The 22,231-nt window shown below is 75.4% G+C and carries 19 protein-coding genes; 11 read left to right on the top strand and 8 right to left on the bottom strand.

Translation table 11 applies throughout. The features are described from left to right. Positions 1-75: 75 nt before the first annotated feature. The 6 genes from ACIO5D_RS12950 to ACIO5D_RS12925 all read right to left on the bottom strand — a co-directional run bounded on the left by ACIO5D_RS12950 (position 76) and on the right by ACIO5D_RS12925 (position 8,210). On the bottom strand, positions 76-855 hold the full coding sequence (locus ACIO5D_RS12950; protein WP_400654336.1) for a class I SAM-dependent methyltransferase: 780 nt from the start codon (positions 853-855) through the stop codon (positions 76-78). Between the two features lie 30 nt (positions 856-885). Then, positions 886-1,689: a sugar phosphate isomerase/epimerase gene (locus tag ACIO5D_RS12945; protein WP_363606063.1), complete on the bottom strand. Its 804-nt coding sequence runs from the start codon at positions 1,687-1,689 to the stop codon at positions 886-888. Between the two features lie 554 nt (positions 1,690-2,243). Next, the gene (locus tag ACIO5D_RS12940) at positions 2,244-3,203 is read right to left on the bottom strand and encodes a Ppx/GppA phosphatase family protein (protein ID WP_363606009.1); all 960 of its coding nucleotides are present in this window, start codon (positions 3,201-3,203) and stop codon (positions 2,244-2,246) included. Positions 3,204-3,356: 153 nt separating this feature from the next. Then, positions 3,357-4,664, bottom strand: coding sequence for an SUKH-4 family immunity protein (locus ACIO5D_RS12935; RefSeq protein WP_400795052.1), 1,308 nt, complete (start codon positions 4,662-4,664; stop codon positions 3,357-3,359). After that, on the bottom strand, positions 4,661-7,711 hold the full coding sequence (locus ACIO5D_RS12930) for a toxin glutamine deamidase domain-containing protein (protein ID WP_400795050.1): 3,051 nt from the start codon (positions 7,709-7,711) through the stop codon (positions 4,661-4,663). The genes ACIO5D_RS12935 and ACIO5D_RS12930 overlap by 4 nt, the downstream gene beginning before the upstream one ends. A gap of 67 nt (positions 7,712-7,778) precedes the next feature. Next, on the bottom strand, positions 7,779-8,210 hold the full coding sequence (locus ACIO5D_RS12925; protein WP_363606013.1) for a hypothetical protein: 432 nt from the start codon (positions 8,208-8,210) through the stop codon (positions 7,779-7,781). Between the two features lie 283 nt (positions 8,211-8,493). On the opposite strand from ACIO5D_RS12925, the gene ACIO5D_RS12920 reads away from it, so the two are divergent. Next, on the top strand, positions 8,494-9,300 hold the full coding sequence (locus tag ACIO5D_RS12920; RefSeq protein WP_363606065.1) for a hypothetical protein: 807 nt from the start codon (positions 8,494-8,496) through the stop codon (positions 9,298-9,300). A 72-nt stretch (positions 9,301-9,372) separates the two neighbouring features. Here ACIO5D_RS12920 and ACIO5D_RS12915 read toward each other — a convergent pair whose 3' ends face one another. Together ACIO5D_RS12915 and ACIO5D_RS12910 are read right to left on the bottom strand one after the other, a co-directional pair. Beyond that, the gene (locus tag ACIO5D_RS12915) at positions 9,373-10,542 is read right to left on the bottom strand and encodes an NADH-quinone oxidoreductase subunit D (RefSeq protein WP_363606014.1); all 1,170 of its coding nucleotides are present in this window, start codon (positions 10,540-10,542) and stop codon (positions 9,373-9,375) included. Continuing rightward, a complete protein-coding gene (locus tag ACIO5D_RS12910) occupies positions 10,539-11,576 on the bottom strand; it encodes an SAM-dependent methyltransferase (protein ID WP_400654329.1) in 1,038 nt (345 codons plus the stop codon). The genes ACIO5D_RS12915 and ACIO5D_RS12910 overlap by 4 nt, the downstream gene beginning before the upstream one ends. A 129-nt stretch (positions 11,577-11,705) precedes the next feature. Here ACIO5D_RS12910 and ACIO5D_RS12905 point away from each other — a divergent pair, with 129 nt between their 5' ends. The 10 genes from ACIO5D_RS12905 to lysX all read left to right on the top strand — a co-directional run bounded on the left by ACIO5D_RS12905 (position 11,706) and on the right by lysX (position 22,228). Beyond that, on the top strand, positions 11,706-12,932 hold the full coding sequence (locus ACIO5D_RS12905) for a sensor histidine kinase (RefSeq protein ID WP_363606018.1): 1,227 nt from the start codon (positions 11,706-11,708) through the stop codon (positions 12,930-12,932). 29 nt (positions 12,933-12,961) lie between these two features. Then, the gene (locus ACIO5D_RS12900; protein WP_363606019.1) at positions 12,962-13,651 is read left to right on the top strand and encodes a response regulator transcription factor; all 690 of its coding nucleotides are present in this window, start codon (positions 12,962-12,964) and stop codon (positions 13,649-13,651) included. A gap of 96 nt (positions 13,652-13,747) precedes the next feature. Continuing rightward, positions 13,748-14,713: a Rossmann-like and DUF2520 domain-containing protein gene (locus tag ACIO5D_RS12895; RefSeq protein ID WP_400654324.1), complete on the top strand. Its 966-nt coding sequence runs from the start codon at positions 13,748-13,750 to the stop codon at positions 14,711-14,713. Beyond that, positions 14,713-15,618, top strand: coding sequence for a pantoate--beta-alanine ligase (gene panC, locus ACIO5D_RS12890; RefSeq protein ID WP_363606020.1), 906 nt, complete (start codon positions 14,713-14,715; stop codon positions 15,616-15,618). The genes ACIO5D_RS12895 and panC overlap by 1 nt, the downstream gene beginning before the upstream one ends. A gap of 45 nt (positions 15,619-15,663) precedes the next feature. Further along, positions 15,664-16,140, top strand: coding sequence for an aspartate 1-decarboxylase (gene panD / locus ACIO5D_RS12885; protein ID WP_400654322.1), 477 nt, complete (start codon positions 15,664-15,666; stop codon positions 16,138-16,140). A gap of 17 nt (positions 16,141-16,157) precedes the next feature. Beyond that, positions 16,158-17,831, top strand: coding sequence for an L-aspartate oxidase (locus ACIO5D_RS12880; RefSeq protein WP_400654320.1), 1,674 nt, complete (start codon positions 16,158-16,160; stop codon positions 17,829-17,831). A gap of 4 nt (positions 17,832-17,835) precedes the next feature. Further along, positions 17,836-18,807, top strand: coding sequence for a carboxylating nicotinate-nucleotide diphosphorylase (gene nadC / locus ACIO5D_RS12875; RefSeq protein WP_400795047.1), 972 nt, complete (start codon positions 17,836-17,838; stop codon positions 18,805-18,807). 51 nt (positions 18,808-18,858) lie between these two features. Then, positions 18,859-19,644: a type III pantothenate kinase gene (locus ACIO5D_RS12870; protein WP_363606025.1), complete on the top strand. Its 786-nt coding sequence runs from the start codon at positions 18,859-18,861 to the stop codon at positions 19,642-19,644. Between the two features lie 184 nt (positions 19,645-19,828). Next, positions 19,829-20,557 (top strand): hypothetical protein, encoded by a 729-nt coding sequence (locus ACIO5D_RS12865; protein ID WP_363606026.1) that lies wholly within the window; start codon positions 19,829-19,831, stop codon positions 20,555-20,557. 66 nt (positions 20,558-20,623) lie between these two features. Continuing rightward, complete coding sequence (gene lysX / locus ACIO5D_RS12860; protein WP_400795078.1) at positions 20,624-22,228, top strand: bifunctional lysylphosphatidylglycerol synthetase/lysine--tRNA ligase LysX; 1,605 nt, start codon at positions 20,624-20,626, stop codon at positions 22,226-22,228. The last annotated feature ends 3 nt before the right edge of the window (positions 22,229-22,231 follow it).

The raw sequence follows: 22,231 nt of genomic DNA, 5'->3' as shown, positions 1-22,231 counted from the left end.
GGAGGGTGCGGCGCCGCTGTGGCTATCGAGCCTACGCCCGCCGTCCGGGCGGTGGACGGCGCGTCCGCGATGCGGTCAGGCGTCGCCGCCCGGGGTGATCGCCACCGTGAGGTCCAGCAGGTACGACTCGGTCACCCAGCCGTCGGGGAATTCGGCGAGCAGCGCCTCGCGTTCGACGGCCAGCAGCGGCTCGCGCTCCTCGGGGGCGAGGGCGGCGATGTAGGAATGCGAGGTGAGGTCGGTGATGACGCCCTCGACGGTGATCCGGCGCTCCCAGCGCAGCACGGCGGTGCGGGTCCGCAGGCCGAAGGGGAGCAGCTGATCGGTGACCTCGTTGAGCCGGCCGTACCAGCGGTAGGGCCCGGGCAGCGCGACGGAGAGCCGCTCGCCCATCGCCCGCACCCAGCCGACGCCGCCGTCCCTGACATTCCACCAAGTGGCGAGGGCGCCGCCGGGGCGCAGCACCCGGATCGCCTCGGGGACGGAGCGCTCGGCCACCGTCCAGTGAAAGGCCTGGGCGTAGGTGATCAGGTCGGCGGAGCGGTCGTGGAAGGGCAGCTCGTCACCGGTGCCCTTGACCAGGGGGATCTCCGGGGAGACCGCGTGCAGTCGGGCGGCCATGCCCGGGCTGGGCTCGACGGCCACGACATCGGCACCGCGGGCGGCCAGCAGGCGGGTGGAGATGCCGGTACCGGCGCCGACGTCCAGCACCCGGGCACCCTTGAGGCTGCGGCCGGCCAGGCGCTCCAGTTCGTCGAAGAGCTCGTCGGGGTAGGAGGGCCGGGCGCGGTCGTACTCGGCGGCGACCGAGTCGAAGGACTTGGCGAGGCCCCGATAGTCCTGTTCGCCCGTCATATCCCCTCCAGGGAAACCTGGTTCGTTCGGTCAGCGTACGCGGGAGGGGGTCGCGAGGTGCAAGCGGGTGAAGGCGAGCGCCTCGGCGAGGTCGGCCTCGCGTTCGGCGGGGGAGGCGGAGCGCCGGGTGTTGACCTCCAGCACCACATGGCCGTCGAAGCCGGTCCTGGCCAGGTGTTCCAGCAGTTCGGCGCAGGGCTGCTTGCCGCGGCCGGGGATCAGGTGCTCGTCCTTGCCGGAGCCGCTGCCGTCGGCGAGGTGGATGTGGGCGAGGCGGTCACCCATCCGCTCGACCATGGTGAGGGCGTCGATCCGGGAGGTGGCGGCGTGCGAGAGGTCGATGGTGAAGTGCCGGTACTCCTCCTCGGTGACGTCCCAGCCGGGGGCGTAGGCCAGCATCTCGCGGTCGCGGTAGCGCCAGGGGTACATGTTCTCGACGGCGAAGCGGACGTCGGTCTCGCCCGCCATCCGGTCGATGCCCTCGACGAACTCGCGGGCGTACTGGCGCTGCCAGCGGAACGGCGGGTGGACGACGACGGCGTCGGCGCCGAGCTTCTCGGCCGCCGCCCGGGCCCGGACCAGTTTGGTCCACGGGTCGGTGGTCCAGACCCGCTGGGTGATCAGCAGACAGGGCGCGTGGACGGCCAGGATCGGCATCCGGTGGGCGTCGGAGAGCCGGCGCAGCGCCTCGATGTCCTGGCTGACCGGGTCGTTCCAGACCATCACCTCGACACCGTCGTAGCCCAGCTTCGCGGCCAGCTCGAAGGCGATGGCGGTGCCGGCCGGGTACACCGAGGCGGTGGAGAGGGCGATCCTGGTGTCGGGGATGTGCAGGGCGGGGTGCGGGGGCAGCACCAGGCGGTCGGTGGTGCGCAGCAGCGGGGCGGGGCGGGCCGCGGCCTGCCGGGCGGCCTTGACGGACTTCACCGACTGCACGGCGGCCTTGGCGGCGCCGGCGGCCCGGGCCGTCCGGGTGTCGCGGGGGCTCTTGGCGGCGCGGGCGGTGGCCCGTCCGGTGCCGCGGCCGCGTTCCGGGCCGCGTTCGGCGCCGGGGGTCTTCTGGACGGCTTTCTTCGCCGCCGTCTTCACCGCCTGCACGGTCTTGGCGGTCTTCGACGCCCCGGCCGCCTTGGCGGCCTTGGCGGCCTTGGCCGTCTTGACGCCCTTCACGGCCTTGCCGAGCTTGCGGGCACGGCCGGTGGTCCCGGGTTCGGCGCCGCCCTCGTCCGGGCGGGTGCGGCGCGGGCCGTCCGGCCGCGGCTGCCCGGTTCCGGCAGCGCGGCCCCCCTGCGTCCCGTCCTCGTCCGCTGGTTGCGCCACGGGAGACAGCGTAAGCGGACCGCGCCCGGAACGGAGCCAGGTCCCCCCGCCGGTGCGGGCCGAAGGCCTCAGCCGGCGAGGGCGGGGTGCCGGTCGGTCGGGCTGTCCATGGCGTCCAGGCGGCGCAGGATGATGCCCTCGCGCAGCGCCCACGGACAGATGTCGAGCTCGTCCAGGCCGAAGAGGTCCATCGCGGCGTCGGCGACCAGGGCGCCGGCCAGCAGCTGCTTGGCCCGGCCCTCGGAGACGCCGGGGATCTGCGCCCGCTCGGCGACGGTCATCGCGGAGAGCCGGGGCACCCAGGCGGCCAGGCCGCTGCGGGTGAGCCGGCGGTCGGTGTACGGGCCGGCCTCGGCGGGGGCGGCGCCGCTCATCCGGGCGAGCTGCTTGAAGGTCTTGGAGGTGGCGACGGCGTGGTGGGGGGCGCCGAGCCGGGAGATCTCGCCGACCACGCTGGCGATCTCGGCCCGGATGTGGCGTCTGAGCTCGCGCAGGCCGTCCGGGTCGGCGACGTCGCCGGGCAGCCAGCGGGCGGTGAGCCGGCCGGCGCCGAGCGGCAGCGAGCAGGCGATGTCGGGCTGCTCGTCCTGACCGCAGGCGATCTCCAGCGAGCCGCCGCCGATGTCGAGGTTGAGCAGCCGGCCGGAGGACCAGCCGAACCAGCGGCGGACGGCGAGGAAGGTGAGCCGCGCCTCGTCCTGTCCGGAGAGCACCCGCAGTTCGACGCCGGTCTCCTCGGCGACCCGGCGCAGCACCTCCTCGCCGTTGGCCGCCTCGCGGACGGCGGAGGTGGCGAAGGGCAGGATGTCGACGACGCCCTTGTCCTCGGCGACCCGGATGGACGAGGCGACCATGCCGACCAGCCGCTCCACCCCGGCCTCGCTTATCGCCCCCTGCTCGTCGAGGAGTTCGGCGAGCCGCAGCTCGGCCTTGTGGGAGTACGCGGCCAGCGGGGCGGCACCGGGATGGGCGTCCACCACGAGGAAGTGGACCGTGTTGGAACCTACGTCGAGAACACCGAGTCGCATAACTCTCCACGCTACGCGATACGGTGCCGCGCCCACCCGGCCGCGGCGGTATTCGCGCTGGTCCGGGTGGGTCGGTACGGACCCCGGCCGGTCACCGCGCGCGACGGGCCGACGCGGGCGCCGGTGCGGGCGCCGACGGGCCGGCGGCGGGGCTCACAACAGGCCGTCCCAGAGCTGCTCGACGATGACGGCCCACCAGTTCTCCGGATCGTCGAAGACCGTCGGGTCGATCGCCGCCAGGCCCCGCTGGAGGTCGGCGACGGCGGTCCCGGCGGCACGTCGGTCCGGGCCGCGCAGACCGGGGAGCCGCCCGGCGAACAGCTCCAGGCAGCGGACGAAGGCCGCCGGGCCGTCGTTGCAGTGCCGGGCGGTGGCGTAGTCGGGGTCGACCGCCCGGACGGCGCCGCGGGCGGTGTCCACGGTGATCAGCGCCCAGCCGTCGGTGCCGAGCAGCAGCTGCGGGGCCAGCGCCCGGCGCTCCCGATCGGCGATCCTGGTGCCGCGTCCGGCGTCCGCCAGGTGGGCGGCGAGCGGCGGCAGCACCGGGCCGGGCCGGGTGCCGTCCGCGATGGCCTCGGGCCGGGGGTGGTGCAGCGCGAAGAAGCCCTCGACGGCCACCGGCACGCCGACCGTGAGCAGCAGTCCGGCGCAGTCCTCCGGCAGATCGGCCCGGGCGACGTCGTCCGGGCCGAAGCGCTGGACGCCGCCCGCCCCGAACCGCCGCACCAGCCGGGCCGCCAGGGCACCGGCCGGCTCGGCGGCGGCCCGCTCGACGGCGGCCGACGGCGCGGTGCGCGGGAACGGCACCCGGTTGGGGGCCGGTTCGCCGGGCACGGCCGGCAGCGCCCGGACGGCCGCCGCCCGGTGGTCGAAGCGCGGCCCGTACGGCAGGTCGAAGCCCACCCGGGCCCCGGGCAGCTCGGCGGCCAGCGCGTGCGCCCAGTAGCCGCCGGGCAGCGCGCCCAGCCGCAGGTCGGTGTGGACGGCCAGCACGTCCTCGGCCCGGACGCCCTGTTCGCGCAGCCGCCACCAGCCGCGCAGCGCCGGATGCGGCAGCCCGGGCGCCGAGCGCAGCGCCATGGTGCGGACCTCGCCGAAGCCGTCCCGGTAGGTGAGTTCGGCCCGGGTGCCCCGGCCGGTGGCCGGTGGCAGGGCCGGGTCGTACCCGCCCGCGCCGAGGAAGTCCCGGTACAGCGCGACCACCTCGTCCACCGGCACGGACGGCCAGACGGTGAACCGCCCGGTCTCCCGGTCCACCACGGCGCAGGCCGCGCCGATCTCCTCGGGGGCCCGCCGCTCGCCCGTCCTCGGGTCGACCCGGACCGGCGGTGGCTCGGCCCAGAGCACCCAGCCGAGGTCGAACTCGTGCGAGCGCACCGGGCGGCTCCCGGCCGAGGCCCCGGGCAGTTCGCCGTTGATCCAGCGGTGGGCGGCCTCGATCGCCTGCGCGCGAGTGGTCACGGGGTGGTGCTCCTTGCGGCGGCCCGGCCGGAACCGGAAGGGACGGACGGCACGGTCGTCGAGGCCGCACCCGGCGCGGGCGCGGCTTCGACGGCCTCGGCAGCTTCGACGGCCTCGACGGCCTCGAACCGGCGGACGGCGAGATCGAGCGGGCGGCCCTCGGGGTCGAGGGCGATCGCCCAGAGGCCGTGGCGGCCGTCGTGCAGCGGGGCCGGGCCCTGGCGGCCGACCTGGTGGTCGAGATAGGTCACGGTGTCCCGGTGGTTGACGGCGTTCCAGGCGTGCGGGCGGCCGAAGCCGTCCAGGGTGAGCAGGAGCGCCTGGGAGCCGTGGCCGGCCCGGCGCAGTTCGCCGGCCAGCCGGCCGAAGGCCGGGCCGCCGTCGCCGAGGTCCCGGAACGGCGCGCCGAGTTCGCGCTCCGCGCGGTCGCGTCCGCCGCGCTCGCCCGCGTCGCCCTCGGTGGGGACGCGCGGTGCGGCGCAGGTCGGCCGGCCGGTGAAGGTGTCCACGGCCGAGAGCGCGATCTCCAGGCTGTTGTTGGCCCGGCCCGGTTCGCGGGGGCCGCCGTCGTTGACGGCCTCGGCCCAGCCGCCGGCCGCCGGGGCCGGGTGGCGGACGGGCAGGCCGTCGCCGTCCCGGGGCGCGCGGCGTTCGACCTCGCGCTGGTGCTCGGGGTCGACCTGGGCGAGCCCGCCGGGCCGGCCGTACGGGCGGCTGTCGGCGATGGTCCGCAGGCGGACCACCGGACCGCCGGGGGCGGTGCCGGTGCGCGGGGCGCGCAGGGCGAGCTGGAGGGCCATCGCGTGGGCGGTGGCGACCGGGACGGCTCCCCAGCCGGTCCCCGGCTGGCCCTCGGCCGGTGATCCGTCCGGACGGCGGCGGGTGTCGCCCGGGTGGGGCTCGGGGCGTCCGCCGCCCGGCCCGGCCGGCGGCGGGACGGGCAGCGGTGGGGCGACCGGCGGCGGGGGGACGGGCAGCGGGCCGGGGGTGGTGACCGGGTGCGGGGCACCGGTGGCCGCGCGAGGTCCGCCCGGGCCCGCTCCGACGGCGCCCGGACGCGGTTCGGTGGGCGCGGGCTGTCCGGGGGCGGCCGGGCCTGATCCGGGCTGCCCGGGCACCGGGGCGCCCGCGCCGGGGAGCGCGACCGTGATGGCCGGGCCCGCCGGTCCGGGGTGGAGGGCACCGGCCCCGGCCGGGGCGCCCGCGCCGATTCCGCTGCCGAACGGCGCCGGGCCGTGCCCGGCCGCACCGGGGCCTCCGCCGTAACCGCCCGCGCCGCCCACGCCGCCCGCACTGCTCGCGAGCGGGCCGGGGCCGACCGCTCCCGCGCCCACCGGCCCGCCGTAGCCGCCCCCGTACGAACCCCCGTACGCACCCGGGTAGGAGCCGCCGCCCGGGCCGCCGGTGGCCGCGTCCGGACCGGGGTGGTACGGCGCGGACCAGGAGGGCGGCGCCGCGGACGCGGGCGGCGCGAGCACCGAGTCCGTCCGCACGGTGACCGGCACTCCGCCGCCACCAGCTCCTCCTCCACCACCGCCGGAGTGCGAGGACGCGGGCGCCAGGGTGTAGTCGCCGCCGTCCGAGCCGCCGCCACTCTGGTGTGCCGGGGCCGCCGGGGCCCGGACCGGGCTCTCGGCCTGGGCGGGGGCCCGGTCGGCAGCGCCCACCGGCCCGGTCCGCACCTGCCGGCCGTCACCGGAGCCGCCCGCCGCAACGCCGGGGTCACCCGCCAGGCCGACGGACCCGCCGGAGCCGGACTCCTGGCCGGCCGCCCGCACCACGGCGTCCGGCCCGGCGCCCGGCACCACCGGACCGGGCTCCCCCGGCGGTGTGCCGTCCGGGGAGCCGCCGAGGACACCGTCCGGCCCGACACCCGCGCGGTGGGCCCGGCCCGGCCCGGCGTCGCCCGCCGCGAGGCCGGTCAGCGGCACACCGAGGACCTCCGTGCCGTCCTTGTCGGTCAGCACCGGCCGGCCGTCCCTGCCGAGCAGCGGCCGCCCGTGCTCGTCCAGCCGCACGGTCAGGTCCTCGACCCCGACCACCGGCCTGCCGTCCGGGCCCTGGACGACGAGCAGCCCGCTCGCGTCCGCCACCGGTGTGCCGTCCGCCCGGACGATGACCGGGTTGCCCGCCTCGTCCAGCACCGGCCGGCCGGCCTCGTCGAGCCTGACGCTCAGACCGGGCACCCCGACCACCGGCTGCCCGTCCGCACCGGCCACCGGCTTTCCGTCCGCGCCGATCACCACCGCCAGGCCCGCACCGCCCGCGCCCAGCACGCCCGGCTCGGCGAGCGCGGCCGGCAGCCCGGCGGCCAGCGGGTCGAAGGCCCCGCCGGGGCCGGTGGCGCAGGAGGCCGTCCGCACCCCGGCCGCGCCGGGCGTGCTGGGCCCGAGGCGCAGCAGGGCGACCACCGCGGGCTCCTTGAGCGCCGTGGCCAGCCCGTCCTTCATGGCCCGGCCGAGTTCGTCCAGCAGCCCGCCGATCCTCAGCCGGGCGGCCTCGACGGCGACCGCCGCCATCGCCTCGGCGACCTGCCCGGTGGCCGTGTTCCGCACCCCGGCCGCCAGCCCGCCGAAGACCCCGCCGGGAGCGGCGCCGCTCCCGTTCCGGGCGGACTCGGCGGCCTCGGCGGCCTTGACGGCGGCCGCCCTGGCCCTGGCCGCCTGTTCCTCGGCCTGCTTCAGCTCGGCGGCCAGCTCGGTGAGGGCCGCGACGACATCGGCCTTGCAGCCGTCCACGGCCCGGGCGGCCCGGTCGAAGGCGCCGGCCACCAGCCCGGCGGCGGAGTGGGCGTCGTCCAGGTGGCCCTTGCCACCGCCGCTGAACGCCCGCCAGTACTCGCCGAAGGCCTCCACCGCCCGGCCGGAGTTCTCCCCGGTGACGCGCCTGGCGGAGTCGCCGCCGCGCCTGCCGAGGCGCTCCGCCTCGGCGCCGAGTTCGCGCCAGAGCCCGGCCGCCTTGCGCAGCCCGTCCTCGTCGGCCTGCGGCCACCGGTGGCCGGTCCTGGCCAGCAACGGTGCGAGCTCCTCGGGCAGCTTCCGGGACACGCGCGTTCCCCTTTCGGGAGGCGGATCACCGCCGGGCGGCGGCACGGGCGGGCGGGGAGGGCCGGTGTCAGGCCGGCCTGTCCTCGGGGACGGTCCCCACGGCCGCCGGGGTTGCGGACGTCACCGGGGCCGTCGAAGGTGCCGGGGCCGCCGTCGGCCTGCCGTCCGGCCCGGTGCCGGCCGTCGCGCCGAAGCCCGCCGCGGCCGAGGTGTCGGCGTCCGTGGTCCGCTCGGCCATGGTGTGCAGCCCGGCCCCGACCTGGCCGAGCCGCCCGGCCAACCCGCGCAGGCCGCCGAGCAGTTCGCCGTGCGCCTCGCGGTAGACGGTGGCGAAGCCGCTGCCCGGCCGGTCCGGTCCCCAGGGGCTGCCGAGCGCGGCGAGGCCCTGTTCCAGGGCGGCCGCGGCCTTCCCGAGGTCCGCCGAGATCTTCTCGAACTCCCGCCCCTCGCCGTGCAGTTCCCAGGGCTTGATGACGAACTTGCCGCTGCCGCCGGCCATCCCCGTACCTCCCGTCGCGGACCGGCCGCCCATCCTAGAGCTGAAGTCCTGGAGCCGGATCCCGCCCCGGCCGCAGGACGCCGGTGACCTCTTCGCCCCGCCTCCACCTCCCCCCGAGGCCCCCGCCGCGGGCCCACGGGCGGTGGACCGCCGGTGAAATCACCGCAAATGCCCCGGCCACGGGCGGTTCGCACCTCCGCGAAGGCTCTACCCTTGCCGGGTGGCAGCAGCAGAAACGTCCAAGAAGAAGCCCAGGGCCGGAACGACCGCGATCGATCTCGCCATGCCGACCCTGCGCGCCGAGGTCCCGCTCGACTTCCCGCGCGCCTGGGTCGAGTTCACCGACCCCGACGACGAGGAGCAGGTCTTCCGCTGCGACCTCACCTGGCTGACCTCCCGCTGGACGTGCATCTTCGGCCGCGGCTGCCAGGGCATCCGCGAGGGCCGGGGCGAGTCGGACGGCTGCTGCACGCTCGGCGCCCACTACTCGGACGAGGACGACGAGCAGCGGGTGGCCGGTCACGCGGCCCGGCTGACGCCGGAGATCTGGGAGAACTTCGAGCACGGCACCGACGACAGGGGCCGGATCAGGCTCGACGGCGGCATCACCATGCTGGACGAGGACGGCGACCGGCAGACCCGCCGGGTCAACGGCGCCTGCCTCTTCCTCAACAGCCCGGGCTTCCCCGGCGGCGCCGGCTGCGCGCTGCACACCCTCGCCCTCAAGGAGGGCAAGGAGCCGCTGGAGACCAAGCCGGACGTCTGCTGGCAGCTCCCGGTGCGCCGCACCTACGACTGGATCGACCGCCCGGACGACACCCGCTACCTCCAGGTCACCATCGGCGAGTACGACCGCCGGGGCTGGGGCCCGGGCGGCCACGACCTGCACTGGTGGTGCACCGGCAGCCCGGACGCGCACACCGGCCCGGACCCGGTGTACGTCAGCTACCGCCCCGAGCTCACCGAGCTGATGGGCAAGGCCGCGTACCAGGTGCTGGCCGGCCTCTGCGAGCAGCGGATCGCCACCAAGGGCGACCGCAAGGTGGCCCCGCACCCGGCCGACCCGGCGAAGCCGAAGAAGAAGGCGTAGCCGCGGCGCGCGGGTGGCCGCCGTACCCGGCCGGCCCGCCGCGCGCCGGGGTCGCGGACGGCTACCCGCCGGTCACTTGTCGATGTCCCCGACGACGAAGAACATCGAGCCCAGGATCGCCACCATGTCGGCGACCAGGGTGCCGGGCAGCAGCTCGGTCAGCGCCTGGATGTTGTTGAAGGACGCCGAGCGGAGCTTGAGCCGCCACGGCGTCTTGTCACCGCGCGAGACCAGGTAGTAGCCGTTGACGCCGAGCGGGTTCTCCGTCCAGGCGTAGGTGCTGCCCTCGGGTGCCTTGAGCACCTTGGGCAGCCGCAGGTTGACCGGCCCGGGCGCCAGCGTGGCCAGCTTGTCCAGGCAGGCGTCCGCCAGGTCGAGGGAGTTGACCGTCTGCTCCAGCAGGCACTCGAAGCGGGCCAGGCAGTCGCCCTCCTCGCGGGTGACCACGGTCAGCACCCGGCGCAGTTCCTCGGAGCCGTACGCCAGGTAGGGCTCGTCCCGGCGCAGGTCGAAGTCGAGGCCGCTGGCCCGCGCGATCGGGCCGCTCACCCCGTACGCCTCGGCCTGTGCCCTGGTGAGCACGCCGACGCCGGCGGTGCGGACCCGGAAGATCTCGTTGCCGAGCACCAGCTCCTCGAAGACCGGCAGCTGGGAGCGGACGGTGGCGACCGCCGCCCGGACCCGGCCGAGCCAGCCGGCCGGCAGGTCCTCCTTGAGGCCGCCGACCCGGTTGAACATGTAGTGCATCCGCCCGCCGGAGGCCTCCTCCAGCACGTGCTGGAGGTCCTCACGGCCGGTGAAGGCGTGGAAGATCGGGGTGATGCCGCCCAGTTCCAGCGGGTAGGAGCCGAGGAACATCAGGTGGTTGAGCACCCGGTTCAGTTCGGCGAGCAGGGTGCGGATCCACACCGCGCGCTCGGGCACCTCCATGCCGAGCATCCGCTCGACGCCCAGCACCACGCCCAGTTCGTTGGCGAAGGCGGAGAGCCAGTCGTGCCGGTTGGCCAGCATGATGATCTGCCGGTAGTCGCGGGCCTCGAAGAGCTTCTCCGCGCCCCGGTGCATATAGCCGATCACCGGCTCGGCGGTGACGATCCGCTCGCCGTCCAGCACCAGCTTCAGCCGCAGGACGCCGTGCGTCGCGGGGTGCTGCGGGCCGATGTTGAGCACCATGTCGGTGCTGCCGGCCTCGCCCGTGAAGCTCTCGGCTCCCGCTCCGATGCCGACCGTGGTCTCCCTCATGGGGTCAGAGTCTGCCATCCCGCCGGCCGCTCCAGCCCCTGTGCCCCCTTCAGGATTTCGGGCAGCGGCATCCGGACGGCCTGCGCCAGCCAGCCGAAACCGCCGAGGCCGGCCGGGTCGGTCAGCTCCGCGCCCTCGCCCGCGCCACCGAGCGCGCGCAGGTAGGCCACCGGGTCGGAGGAGGCCAGTGCGAGCGGCGGCCTGGTCCCGCTCACCCCGAGCGCCCGCAGCGCCTCCCGCTGCGTCGTCCACAGGCTGTGGACGGCGGGCACGGCCACGGCGTCCAGCGCGACGTGCGCGGTGAGGTCGCAGGAGCCGTCCGGCACCGGGGGCACCTCGCGGCCGGCCCGGAAGCCGGTCAGGGTGGTCAGCGGCGGGCGGGCGGCGGCCGTGTGCCCGTAGTCCACCGCGACCGCCAGCCCGCGCTCCAGGGCGCCGACGGCCGAGGCCCAGGCGGCGTCCCGGGGGCCGCCCAGCTCCACCACGTCCCCCGGACGGCCGCCCGGCCACCAGCGGGCGGCCCAGGCGGCGTCCGCCTCGGTCACCGGCTCGCCCGGGCGCTCCGCGCCCGTCGCGGTGTCCACCTCGACATAGCGCAGCCGCCCGTCCTCGCCCACCTCGGCCAGGTCCAGCGGCACGTTGTCCAGCCACTCGTTGGCGAACAGCAGGCCGGTGACACCGCGCGGCACCACGGTCGTCCACAGGGCTGTGGACGGCAGTCCCGCCGGGCGCGGCGCCCCGATCTCCACGCCGTACGGCCGCAGCCGGGAACGCACCGCGTCCGGCAGCTCGGCCAGCACCCCCGTCAGCAGTTCGCCGCGCCCCGCCCCGACGTCCACGAAGGCCAGCTCCGCCGGACGGCCGAGGGCCGCGTCGACCTCCAGCAGCAGCCGGGCCACCGCGCGGGCGAACAGCGGGGAGGCGTGCACCGAGGTGCGGAAGTGCCCGGCCGGGCCCTCCGGCCGGCGGTAGAAACCGCCCTCCGGGGCGTACAGGGCCTCTTCCATGGCGGGCCGCCACCGCATCCAGCTCATGCGGCGGGACGCTACCGGGACCGGCCACGACCCGCCCAACCGGAACCGGGGCTTCTCCGACCTAGGGAGTAGGCGGGATCGCCCTCCCGGTGGACCTGAACACGCCAGGTGGCTGCCTACCCTTGAGGCGTGCATCGACTCAACGCCTGGCTCCGCCGTCACCCCATGGTGGTCGACGCCGCCTGGGCGTCGATCGTGCTCTTCCTCGGCGTACTGCCGGACAACGGCAGCAACCACGGCTGGCGGTACGGCGTCCAGCTCGCCATCGCGGTGGTCCTCCCGCTGCTGATGGTCGTCCGGCGCCGGTGGCCCGACGCCACCGTGGCCACCGCCGCCGCGATCGGCGTCGGCCAGGTCGCGCTGGACGTCGATCCCGCCATCTCCAGCATCGCGTACCTGGTCTTCGCCTACACCGGTGCCGCGTTCGCCTCCACCTGGGTGTCCCGGCTGGCGCTGGCGGCCGGGCTGGCGGCCGGACCGCTGGTCTTCTGGCGGCTCCACCCGACCAAGACACAGCTCGACGGCGAGGGCAACATCCTGCAGCAGCCGTACCACCTGGGCGAGTCGGTCGTCATCACGCTCCTGATGAGCACCCCGTTCATCCTCTGCTGGGCGTGGGGCCGGCTCACCCGGGTCCGCCGGGCCTACCTGGTCGAGCTGGAGGACCGCGCCGCCCGGCTGGAGCGCGAGCGCGACGCCCAGTCCAAGGTGGCGGTCGCCGCCGAGCGCGCCCGGATCGCCCGCGAGCTGCACGACGTGGTCGCGCACAACGTCTCCGTCATGATCGTCCAGGCCGACGGCGCCGCGTACGTCCTGGACAACTCGCCCCAGCAGGCCAAGCAGGCGCTCAGCACGATCGCCTCCACCGGCCGCCAGGCCCTGGTGGAGATGCGCCGCCTGCTGGGCGTGCTGCGCACCGCCGACACCGCCGACGAGTACATGCCGCAGCCCGGCGTCGAGGAGCTGCCCGAGCTGCTGGACCAGGTCCGCACGGCCGGCCTCCAGGTGGACTTCGCCACCTCCGGCGACCCGCGTGAACTGCCGCGCGGCGTCGAGCTGACGGTCTACCGGATCGTCCAGGAGGCGCTGACCAACGTCCGCAAGCACGGCGGCCCCGACGTGCACGCCCGGGTCGCGGTCGACTTCGGCGAGCGCGAGCTGGCCGTCCTGATCGAGGACGACGGCCGCGGCACCACCGACGAGCAGTTGTCCTCCGGTGGCACCGACGGCCAGGGCCACGGCCTGATCGGCATGCGGGAGCGGGTCGGTATGGTCAGCGGCAGCCTGGACATCGGCCCCCGCCCCGGCGGCGGCTTCCGGATCCGCGCCGTACTGCCGCTCAAGGCAGCCCACTGACCCCGCCGCCGCGCCCCCTAGGAGCCACCTTGACCATCCGCGTGATGCTCGTCGACGACCAGGAGCTGCTGCGCACCGGGTTCCGGATGATCCTCCAGTCGCAGGGCGACATCGAGATCGTCGCCGAGGCCGGCGACGGCGCGCAGGCCGTGGAGAAGCTGCGGCACACGGAGGTGGACGTGATCCTGATGGACGTCCGGATGCCCCGCCTGGACGGGGTGCAGGCCACCCGCCGGATCTGCCTCGCCGAGGACGGCAGCCCACTGCCGGACGCCCCGCACGTGCTCATCCTCACCACCTTCGACCTCGACGAGTACGCCTTCGCCGCGCTCAAGGCCGGCGCCAGCGGCTTCCTGCTCAAGGACGTGCCGCCGACCGAGCTGGTGGCCGCGATCCGGGCGGTGCACGGCGGGGACGCGGTGGTCGCCCCGACCACCACCCGCCGCATGATCGACCGCTTCGCCGAGGTGCTGCCCACCCCGCACAACGCGCCGGGCCCGAACACCCTCGGCCCGCTCACCGAGCGCGAGCGCGAGGTCTTCCTGCTGGTCGCCCAGGGCCTGTCGAACGGCGAGATCGCCGCCCGGCTGGTCCTCTCCGAGGCCACCGTGAAGACCCACGTCGGCCGGATCCTGGCCAAGCTCGGCCTGCGCGACCGGGTCCAGGCCGTGGTCCTCGCCTACGAGGCGGGCCTGATCCGGGCCGGGGCCTCGGACTGATCCCGGCCCGGGGCCGCCGGGCCCGGCCGTAGAATGGGCCGGTACGTCCGGTACCCGAGGAGGACCGGAACGGAGAGTGAGGACGAGGGCCTGGCCGTGAGCACGTCCGACAGTGCCGACTTCCCCGCGTTCGGCGACCCCGCCCCGTTCCCCGACGGCTTCGGCGACCCCACCGACCCCGGCAACCGCCCGGCCCGGCTCTCCGTCGGCGTGGTCGGCACCGGCCGCGTGGGCCCCGCCCTCGGCGCCGCCCTCCAGCTCGCCGGGCACCGCGTGGTCGCCGCCTCCGGGGTCTCCGCCACCTCCCGCCGCCGCGCCGAGGCGCTGCTGCCCGGCGTCCGGATCGTCACCCCGCCGCAGGTGCTCGCCGCCGCCGACCTGGTGCTGCTCACCGTCCCCGACGACGCCCTCGCCGACCTGGTCGCCGGCCTCGCCTCGACCGGCGCCGTCCGCCCCGGCCAGCTGGTAGTGCACACCTCCGGCGCGCACGGCGTCGCCGTCCTGGAGCCCGCCACCCGGGCCGGCGCGCTGCCGCTCGCGCTGCACCCCGCGATGACCTTCACCGGTACCTCCGTCGACCTCGCCCGGCTGGCCGGCTGCCCGTTCGGCGTGACCGCCCCCGAGGAGCTGCGCCCGGTCGCCGAGGCGCTGGTGGTCGAGATGGGCGGCGAGCCCGAGTGGGTGCCGGAGGGCGTCCGCCCGCTCTACCACACGGCCCTCGCGCACGGCGCCAACCACCTGGTCACGCTGGTCGCGCAGGCGCTGGAGCTGCTGCGCACGGCCGGCGTCGCCGAGCCCGGACGGCTGCTCGGCCCGCTGCTCGGCGCCGCCCTGGACAACAGCCTGCGCTCCGGCGACGCGGCCCTCACCGGCCCGGTCGCCCGGGGCGACGCGGGCACCGTACGGCGCCACCTGGCGCAGCTCAGTACGGTGTCCCCGGACATCCCGGCGGCCTACCGGGCGATGGCCAGGGCCACCGCCCAGCGGGCGCTCGCCAACGGGACGATCGACGAAGCGTCGGCGGCGGCGCTGCTGGACGTACTGAACGAGGAGAAGCACTGATGGCACGCGGCAAGCAGCCCGGCAAGGCGCAGCGGGCACCCAAGGTCCACCGGGCCGTCGTCACCCACACCGTCGCCGACTTCGAGGCCGCCTTCTGGCCGGACGAGCAGCCGGTCGACAACGCGGTCGTGATGACCATGGGCGCGCTGCACGAGGGCCACGCCGCGCTGATCCGGGCCGCCCGCAAGCAGGTCGGCCACGAGGGCCGGGTGGCCGTCACGGTCTTCGTCAACCCCCTGCAGTTCGGCGCCGGCGAGGACCTGGAGCGCTACCCGCGCAGCCTGGACGAGGACGTCCGGCTGGCCGAGGAGCACGGCGCCGACGTGGTCTTCGCGCCGTCCGTCGAGGAGGTCTACCCGAACGGCGAGCCGCAGGTGCGCCTGGCGGCCGGCCCGATGGGCGAGCGCTACGAGGGCGCCACCCGGCCCGGCCACTTCGACGGGGTGCTGACCGTGGTCGCCAAGCTGCTGCACATCACCGACCCCGACTACGCCTTCTTCGGCGAGAAGGACGCCCAGCAGCTGGCGATCGTCCAGCGGATGACCGCCGACCTGGACTTCGACGTCGAGATCGTCGGCGTGCCGACCGTCCGCGAGGAGGACGGGCTGGCGCGGTCCTCCCGCAACCGGTACCTCTCCGCCGAGGACCGCGAGCACGCGCTCGCCCTCTCCAAGGCGCTGTTCGCCGGCCGCGACGTGGCCGCGCAGGGCCCGAAGGCCGTGCGCGAGGCGGCCGCGGCCGTCCTCGACGCCGCCGGGGGCGTCACCCTCGACTACCTCGCCCTGGTCGACCCGCACGACTTCACCGAGGCGGCGGACGGCTTCCAGGGCGAGGCGGTGCTGGCCGTGGCCGCGAAGGTGGGCACCACCCGCCTGATCGACAACGTCCGCATGATCGTCCGATAACGCAGCAGCACCCCTCAGGCATGCACTCACAGGAGGCGTGACCCCATGCTCCGCACCATGCTCAAGTCCAAGATCCACCGGGCCACGGTGACCCAGGCCGACCTGCACTACGTCGGCTCGGTCACGGTGGACGAGGACCTGCTCGACGCCGCCGACCTGCTCCCCGGCGAGCTGGTCCACATCGTCGACATCAACAACGGCGCCCGGCTGGAGACCTACACCATCGCCGGCCCGCGCGGCTCCGGCGTGATCGGCATCAACGGCGCCGCCGCCCGCCTGGTCCACCCCGGCGATCTGGTCATCCTGATCGCCTACGGGCAGATGGACACCGCCGAGGCCAAGGGCTACCTGCCCAGGGTCGTCTTCGTGGACGACCGCAACCGGATCACCGGCCTGGGCGGCGACCCGGCCGAGGCCGGGGAGGGCACCGGGCTGGTCCGCGGCGACCTGGGGGCACCCCCCGGCCGCCGGGCCGGGGGCGCGTACGGTGACCGCAACGGCGCGGCCCCGACCGCGCGCTGAAGGAGCCACTGAACGCCATGTCCGTCACGCACCGCCTCACCGCCCCCGCCCCCGGCTGGACGGCCACCACCGACGTCGTGGTGGTCGGCTCCGGGGTGGCCGGCCTCACCGTCGCCCTCAACGTCCGCAAGGCCGGCCTGCGGGCCACGGTGGTCACCAAGGCGATGCTGGACGACGGGTCCACCCGGTGGGCCCAGGGCGGCATCGCCGCCGCCCTGGGCGAGGGCGACACCCCCGAGCAGCACCTGGACGACACCCTGGTGGCCGGCGCCGGTGTCTGCGACGAGGAGGCCGTCCGGGTCCTCGTCACCGAGGGCCCGGAGGCCGTCCGCCATCTGATCGCCACCGGCGCGGCGTTCGACCGCGACGCCGAGGGCGAGATCCTGCTCACCCGCGAGGGCGGCCACCACCGGAGCCGGATCGCGCACGCCGGCGGGGACGCCACCGGTGCCGAGATATCGCGCGCCCTGGTCTCCGCCGTGCGGTCCGACCCGGACCTCGAGCTGATCGAGCACGCGCTCGTCCTCGACCTGCTGACCGACGCCGACGGCCACGCGGCCGGCCTCACCCTGCACGTGATGGGCGAGGGCCAGCGCGACGGCGTCGGCGCCATCCGGGCCCGCGCGGTGGTGCTCGCCACCGGCGGCATGGGCCAGGTCTTCTCCGCCACCACCAACCCGGCGGTCTCCACCGGCGACGGCGTGGCGCTCGCCCTGCGGGCCGGCGCCGCCGCCGCCGACCTGGAGTTCGTCCAGTTCCACCCGACCGTGCTCTGGCTCGGACCGGACGCCGAGGGCCAGCAGCCGCTGGTCTCCGAGGCGGTCCGCGGCGAGGGCGCCCACCTCGTCGACGCCGACGGGACGCGCTTCATGGTCGGGCAGCACGAGCTGGCCGAACTGGCCCCGCGCGACATCGTCGCCAAGGCCATCACCCGGCGGATGCAGCTCCAGGGCACCGATCACATGTACCTGGACGGGCGGCACTTCGGCGCCGACATGTGGGAGCGGCGGTTCCCGACCATCCTCGCCTCCTGCCGCGCGCACGGCATCGACCCGGTCACCGAGCCGATCCCGGTCGCCCCGGCCGCCCACTACGCCTCCGGCGGCGTCCACACCGACCTGCGGGGCCGCACCACCGTGCCCGGCCTGTACGCCTGCGGCGAGGTGGCCTGCACCGGGGTGCACGGCGCCAACCGGCTGGCCTCCAACTCGCTGCTGGAGGGCCTGGTCTTCGCCGAGCGGATCGCCGCCGACCTGATCGCCCGCCACCGGGCCGGCGAGCTGCCCGAGCGGTCGGTGGACGTGGCCGCGGCGCGCGCCGCGCACCCGGTGCCGCTGCCCGCTCCCGAGGCACGCGCCGAGATCCAGCGGCTGATGTCGCGCGGCGCGGGCGTGCTGCGCTCGGCCACCTCGATGGCCGACTCCGCGGCCGGGCTGGCGCTGCTCGCCGAGCAGGCGTACGCGGACGCCGCCGAGGCGAAGCCGGCCGACCCCCGGGTGGAGACCTGGGAGGCCGCCAACCTGCTGCTGGTCGCCACCGCCCTGGTCACGGCCGCCGCGCAGCGCGCGGAGACCCGTGGCTGCCACTGGCGCGAGGACTTCCCCGAGCGGGACGACGCCCACTGGCGGCGCCACCTGATCACCACCCTCACCGCCTCCGGCGATCTTGTCAGCACCCCTGAGGAGCAGTAGAACCATGACCCACTCCCACGAGGAACTCTCCCTGGCCGACTCCCAGGGCGGTTGCGGCGACGGCTGCGCCTGCGGGGACGGCGAGGGCTACGAGACCGGCCTGGACCCGCAGCTCGCCGAGCTGCTGGAGGAGGCCGGGCTGGACCCGGTCGAGGTCGAGGACATCGCCACCCTGGCGCTGGCCGAGGACCTGGCCGGCGGCGAGGACGTCACCTCGGTCGCCACCGTGCCCGCCGACGCCGTCGCCACCGCCGACTTCACCGCCCGCGAGGCGGGCGTGGTGGCCGGCCTGCGGATCGCCGAGGCCGTCGTCTCGCTGGTCTGCGAGGAGGAGTTCGAGGTCGAGCGGCACGTCCAGGACGGCGACCGGGTCGAGGCCGGCCAGGTGCTGCTCTCGGTCCGCAGCCGTACCCGCGACCTGCTGACCGCCGAGCGCAGCGCGCTCAACCTGCTCTGCCACCTCTCCGGCATCGCCACCGCCACCCGCGCCTGGGCGGACGCCCTGGAGGGCACCGGCGCGGTGGTCCGCGACACCCGCAAGACCACCCCGGGCCTGCGCGCGCTGCAGAAGTACGCGGTGCGCTGCGGCGGCGGCGCCAACCACCGGATGGCGCTCTCCGACGCCGCCCTGGTCAAGGACAACCACGTGGTGGCGGCCGGCGGTGTGGCCGAGGCCTTCCGGGCCGTCCGGGCCGCCTACCCGGAGCTGCCGGTCGAGGTCGAGGTGGACACCCTGGAGCAGATCCCGCCGGTCCTGGAGGCCGGGGCCGACCTGATCCTGCTGGACAACTTCACCGTCCCGCGGCTGAAGGAGGCCGTCGACCTGGTGGCCGGCCGGGCCCGGCTGGAGGCGTCCGGCGGTCTGACCCTGGCCACCGCGCGCGAGGTCGCCCAGACTGGTGTCGACTACCTGGCCGTGGGCGCGCTCACGCACTCCTCGCCGATCCTGGACATCGGCCTGGACCTGCGCGCCTAGGGCTTGTCGGTCAGCTCGACCCCGCCCGCTCCGACCCGCAGAAAGCACCCCATGCTGCTCACGATCGACGTCGGCAACACCCAGACCACGCTCGGCCTGTTCGACGGCGAGGAGGTGGTCGAGCACTGGCGGATCTCCACCGATCCACGCCGTACGGCCGACGAGCTGGCGGTGCTTCTGCAGGGCCTGATGGGCGCCCACACCGCGGTCGCCGAGGCCGCGGTGGAGGGCCTGGCGATCTGCTCCTCGGTCCCCGCCGTGCTCCACGAGCTCCGTGAGATGGCCCGCCGCTACTACGGCGACGTCCCCACGGTGATCGTGGAGCCGGGGGTCAAGACCGGCGTGCACGTCCTGATGGACAACCCCAAGGAGGTCGGCGCCGACCGGATCGTCAACGCCCTGGCCGCCAACCACCTGTACGGCGGCCCGTGCATCGTGGTCGACTTCGGGACCGCCACCACCTTCGACGCGGTGAGCGCCCGCGGCGACTACGTCGGCGGGGCGATCGCCCCCGGCATCGAGATCTCGGTGGAGGCGCTCGGTGTCCGCGGCGCCCAGCTGCGCAAGATCGAGCTCGCCCGGCCGCGGAACGTGATCGGCAAGAACACCGTCGAGGGCATGCAGTCCGGCATCCTCTACGGCTTCGCCGGCCAGGTCGACGGCCTGGTCGACCGGATGGCCCGCGAGCTCGCCAAGGACCCGGACGACGTCCAGGTCATCGCCACCGGCGGGCTCGCCCCGCTGGTCCTCGGCGAGGCGACCACCATCGACGTCCACGAGCCCTGGCTGACCCTGATCGGCCTGCGCCTGGTGTACGAGCGCAACCGCCCCAGCTGAGGCCTTCCCGCAGCTTCACCCGATGGCGTGTCCCCCCGCGGACACGCCATCGGCGTGTGGCGGGCGCCACATCCCGGCGAACGGGGCACCTCACCCGCGGCCCGGACCCCCGGCACCGGGCCGAACGTGCGGATTCGGCGCGACGCTACCGACAAATCGGATATTCCTCACGTAGTGTCAGCCCATGCCTACGCCACACGGATCGCGCGGCGGCATGGCCTTCAGCGCCGACGAAGTCCGCGTGCTGCGCCGCGCCCTCGCCCAAGCCCTGCACCCCGCCGTACCCGTCCACCTCCAAGGACCGCTGCCGTTCGCCGGCGCGGGCGCCGAACTGTGGGCGGAGGACGTCCAGGACGCACTGCGCCTGACCGAGGCGATCGACGAAGCCGTCCAGGAAGGCGGCCGGCTCCGCGCCTTCCTCCTCGCCGACCTCGGCCGGTACCGGTCGGCGCTGCCCGGCAGCGCCAGCGGCTACCTGGAACGTCTGGAGGAGGCCGTGGCCGACGGCTACCTGCCCGGACCCGAGGACCTCACCGCGCTGCGCGGCCTGACCCGTCAGCCGTGCGGCCACGGCGAGCGGGTCCGCCGTTCCCGGCTCGCCGGGCGCTGCCACGCGCTGGCCGAGGCCGCCGTCCGCGAGCGGCTCGCCCTCACCACCGGCCAGCGCCACCTCATGGCCGTACCGAGTCCTGCCGCACCCCTGCGCAGTCTCCCCACCCCTGTTGGAGGACGGATTCCGATGAGCAGCACCGACTCCCCCGCCGAGCAGCCCGCCGCTCCCCCGACCGAGCCCCGCCCCCACCGGATGCCCACCCCCGCCGAGCTCTTCGGCCGCCGCCCCAAGCCCCCGGTCCGCCCGGCTCCGCCGACCGACGGCCCGGAGGAACTGGAGCTCGCCACCGGCACCGGCTGACCGTCCGCCGCACCCGCCGGAGGGGGAGACCGCAGCCGCGGTCTCCCCCTCCGGCGTGCGACGCGGATATCCCGTGGCGGAGCACCGACGGGGGCTGGCTACCCTTGTGGGGTGAGCGATCAGAGCCCCATCCCCGCGACCGACGACCTTCCCGAGCAGATGCGCGTCCGGCGCGAGAAGCTCGACCGGCTCCGGGCGGCCGGCGTCGACCCGTACCCGGTCGGCTTCCCCCGCACCAGCACCATCGCGGATCTCCGCGCCAAGCACCCCGACCTGGCCCCGGACACCGCGACCGGCGAGCGGGTCGGCATCACCGGCCGGGTGATCCTCTCCCGCACCGGCGGCAAGCTCTGCTTCGCCACGCTGCGCGACGGGACCGGAGACCTCCAGGTGATGTTCTCCCTGGACAAGCTGGGCGAGGAGCGGCTGGCGGCCTGGAAGTCGGACATCGACCTGGGCGACCAGGTCGGCGTCGAGGGCGAGGTGATCACCTCCCGCCGCGGCGAGCTGTCGGTGATGGTGGACCGCTGGGCGCTCACCGCCAAGTGCCTGCGCCCGCTGCCGGACAAGCACAAGGGCCTGACCGACCCGGAGGCCCGGGTCCGCCAGCGGTACGTCGACCTGATCGTCAACCCCGAGGCCCGCGAGATCCTGCACCTGCGCAGCAAGGTGGTCCGCTCGATCCGCCGCACCTACGAGGAGCGCGGCTACATCGAGGTCGAGACCCCGATGCTGCAGCCGGTGCACGGCGGCGCCAACGCCCGCCCGTTCAAGACCCACATCAACGCGTACGGCATCGACCTCTTCATGCGGATCGCCCCGGAGCTGTACCTCAAGCGGCTGGTGGTCGGCGGCGCGGAGAAGGTCTTCGAGATCAACCGCAACTTCCGCAACGAGGGCGCGGACTCCACCCACAACCCCGAGTTCACCTCGCTGGAGTCGTACGAGGCCTACGGCGACTACGACACCCAGGCCGAGCTGATCCGGGCGACGATCGTCAACGCCGCCCGGGACGCGCTGGGCACCACGGTGATCCGCGGCCTCGACCCGCACGGCGTCGAGCACGAGATCGACCTGGCCGAGCCGTGGGACGAGGTCGGCGTCTACCCGGGCATCTCCGCCCGCCTGGACACCGAGGTCACCCCGGAGACCTCGGTGGAGGAGCTGCGCGAGCTGGCCGCCGAGCACGGCATCCCGTTCGAGAAGGACTGGGGCCACGGTCAGATCGTGCTGGAGATGGTCGAGCGCCTGCTGGAGGAGAACGCCGTCCGGCCGACCTTCATCAAGGACTACCCGACCGAGGTCTCCCCGCTGACCCGCCAGCACCGCTCGGTCCCGGGCGTGGCCGAGAAGTGGGACCTGGTGATCTTCGGCACCGAGATCGGCACCGCCTACTCCGAGCTGGTCGACCCGGTCGAGCAGCGGGCCCGCCTCACCGCGCAGTCCCTGCTGGCGGCCGGCGGCGACGTCGAGGCGATGCAGGTCGACGAGGACTTCCTGCGGGCCCTGGAGTACGCGATGCCGCCCACCGGCGGCCTCGGCCTCGGGGTGGACCGCCTGATCATGCTGCTCACCGGCAAGAACATCCGGGAGACCGTGCTCTTCCCGCTGGTGAAGCCGGAACCCAAGGCGTCCGCCGCCACCGCGGCGGAGAAGACCGAGGAGGAGTGACCT

Origin of the sequence: Kitasatospora sp. NPDC087315, assembly GCF_044744345.1 — a bacterium.
Taxonomy (GTDB): Bacteria; Actinomycetota; Actinomycetes; order Streptomycetales; family Streptomycetaceae; genus Kitasatospora.
Note: the sequence above shows the minus strand (reverse complement) of the source record. Positions and strands in the feature narration are given on the sequence as shown.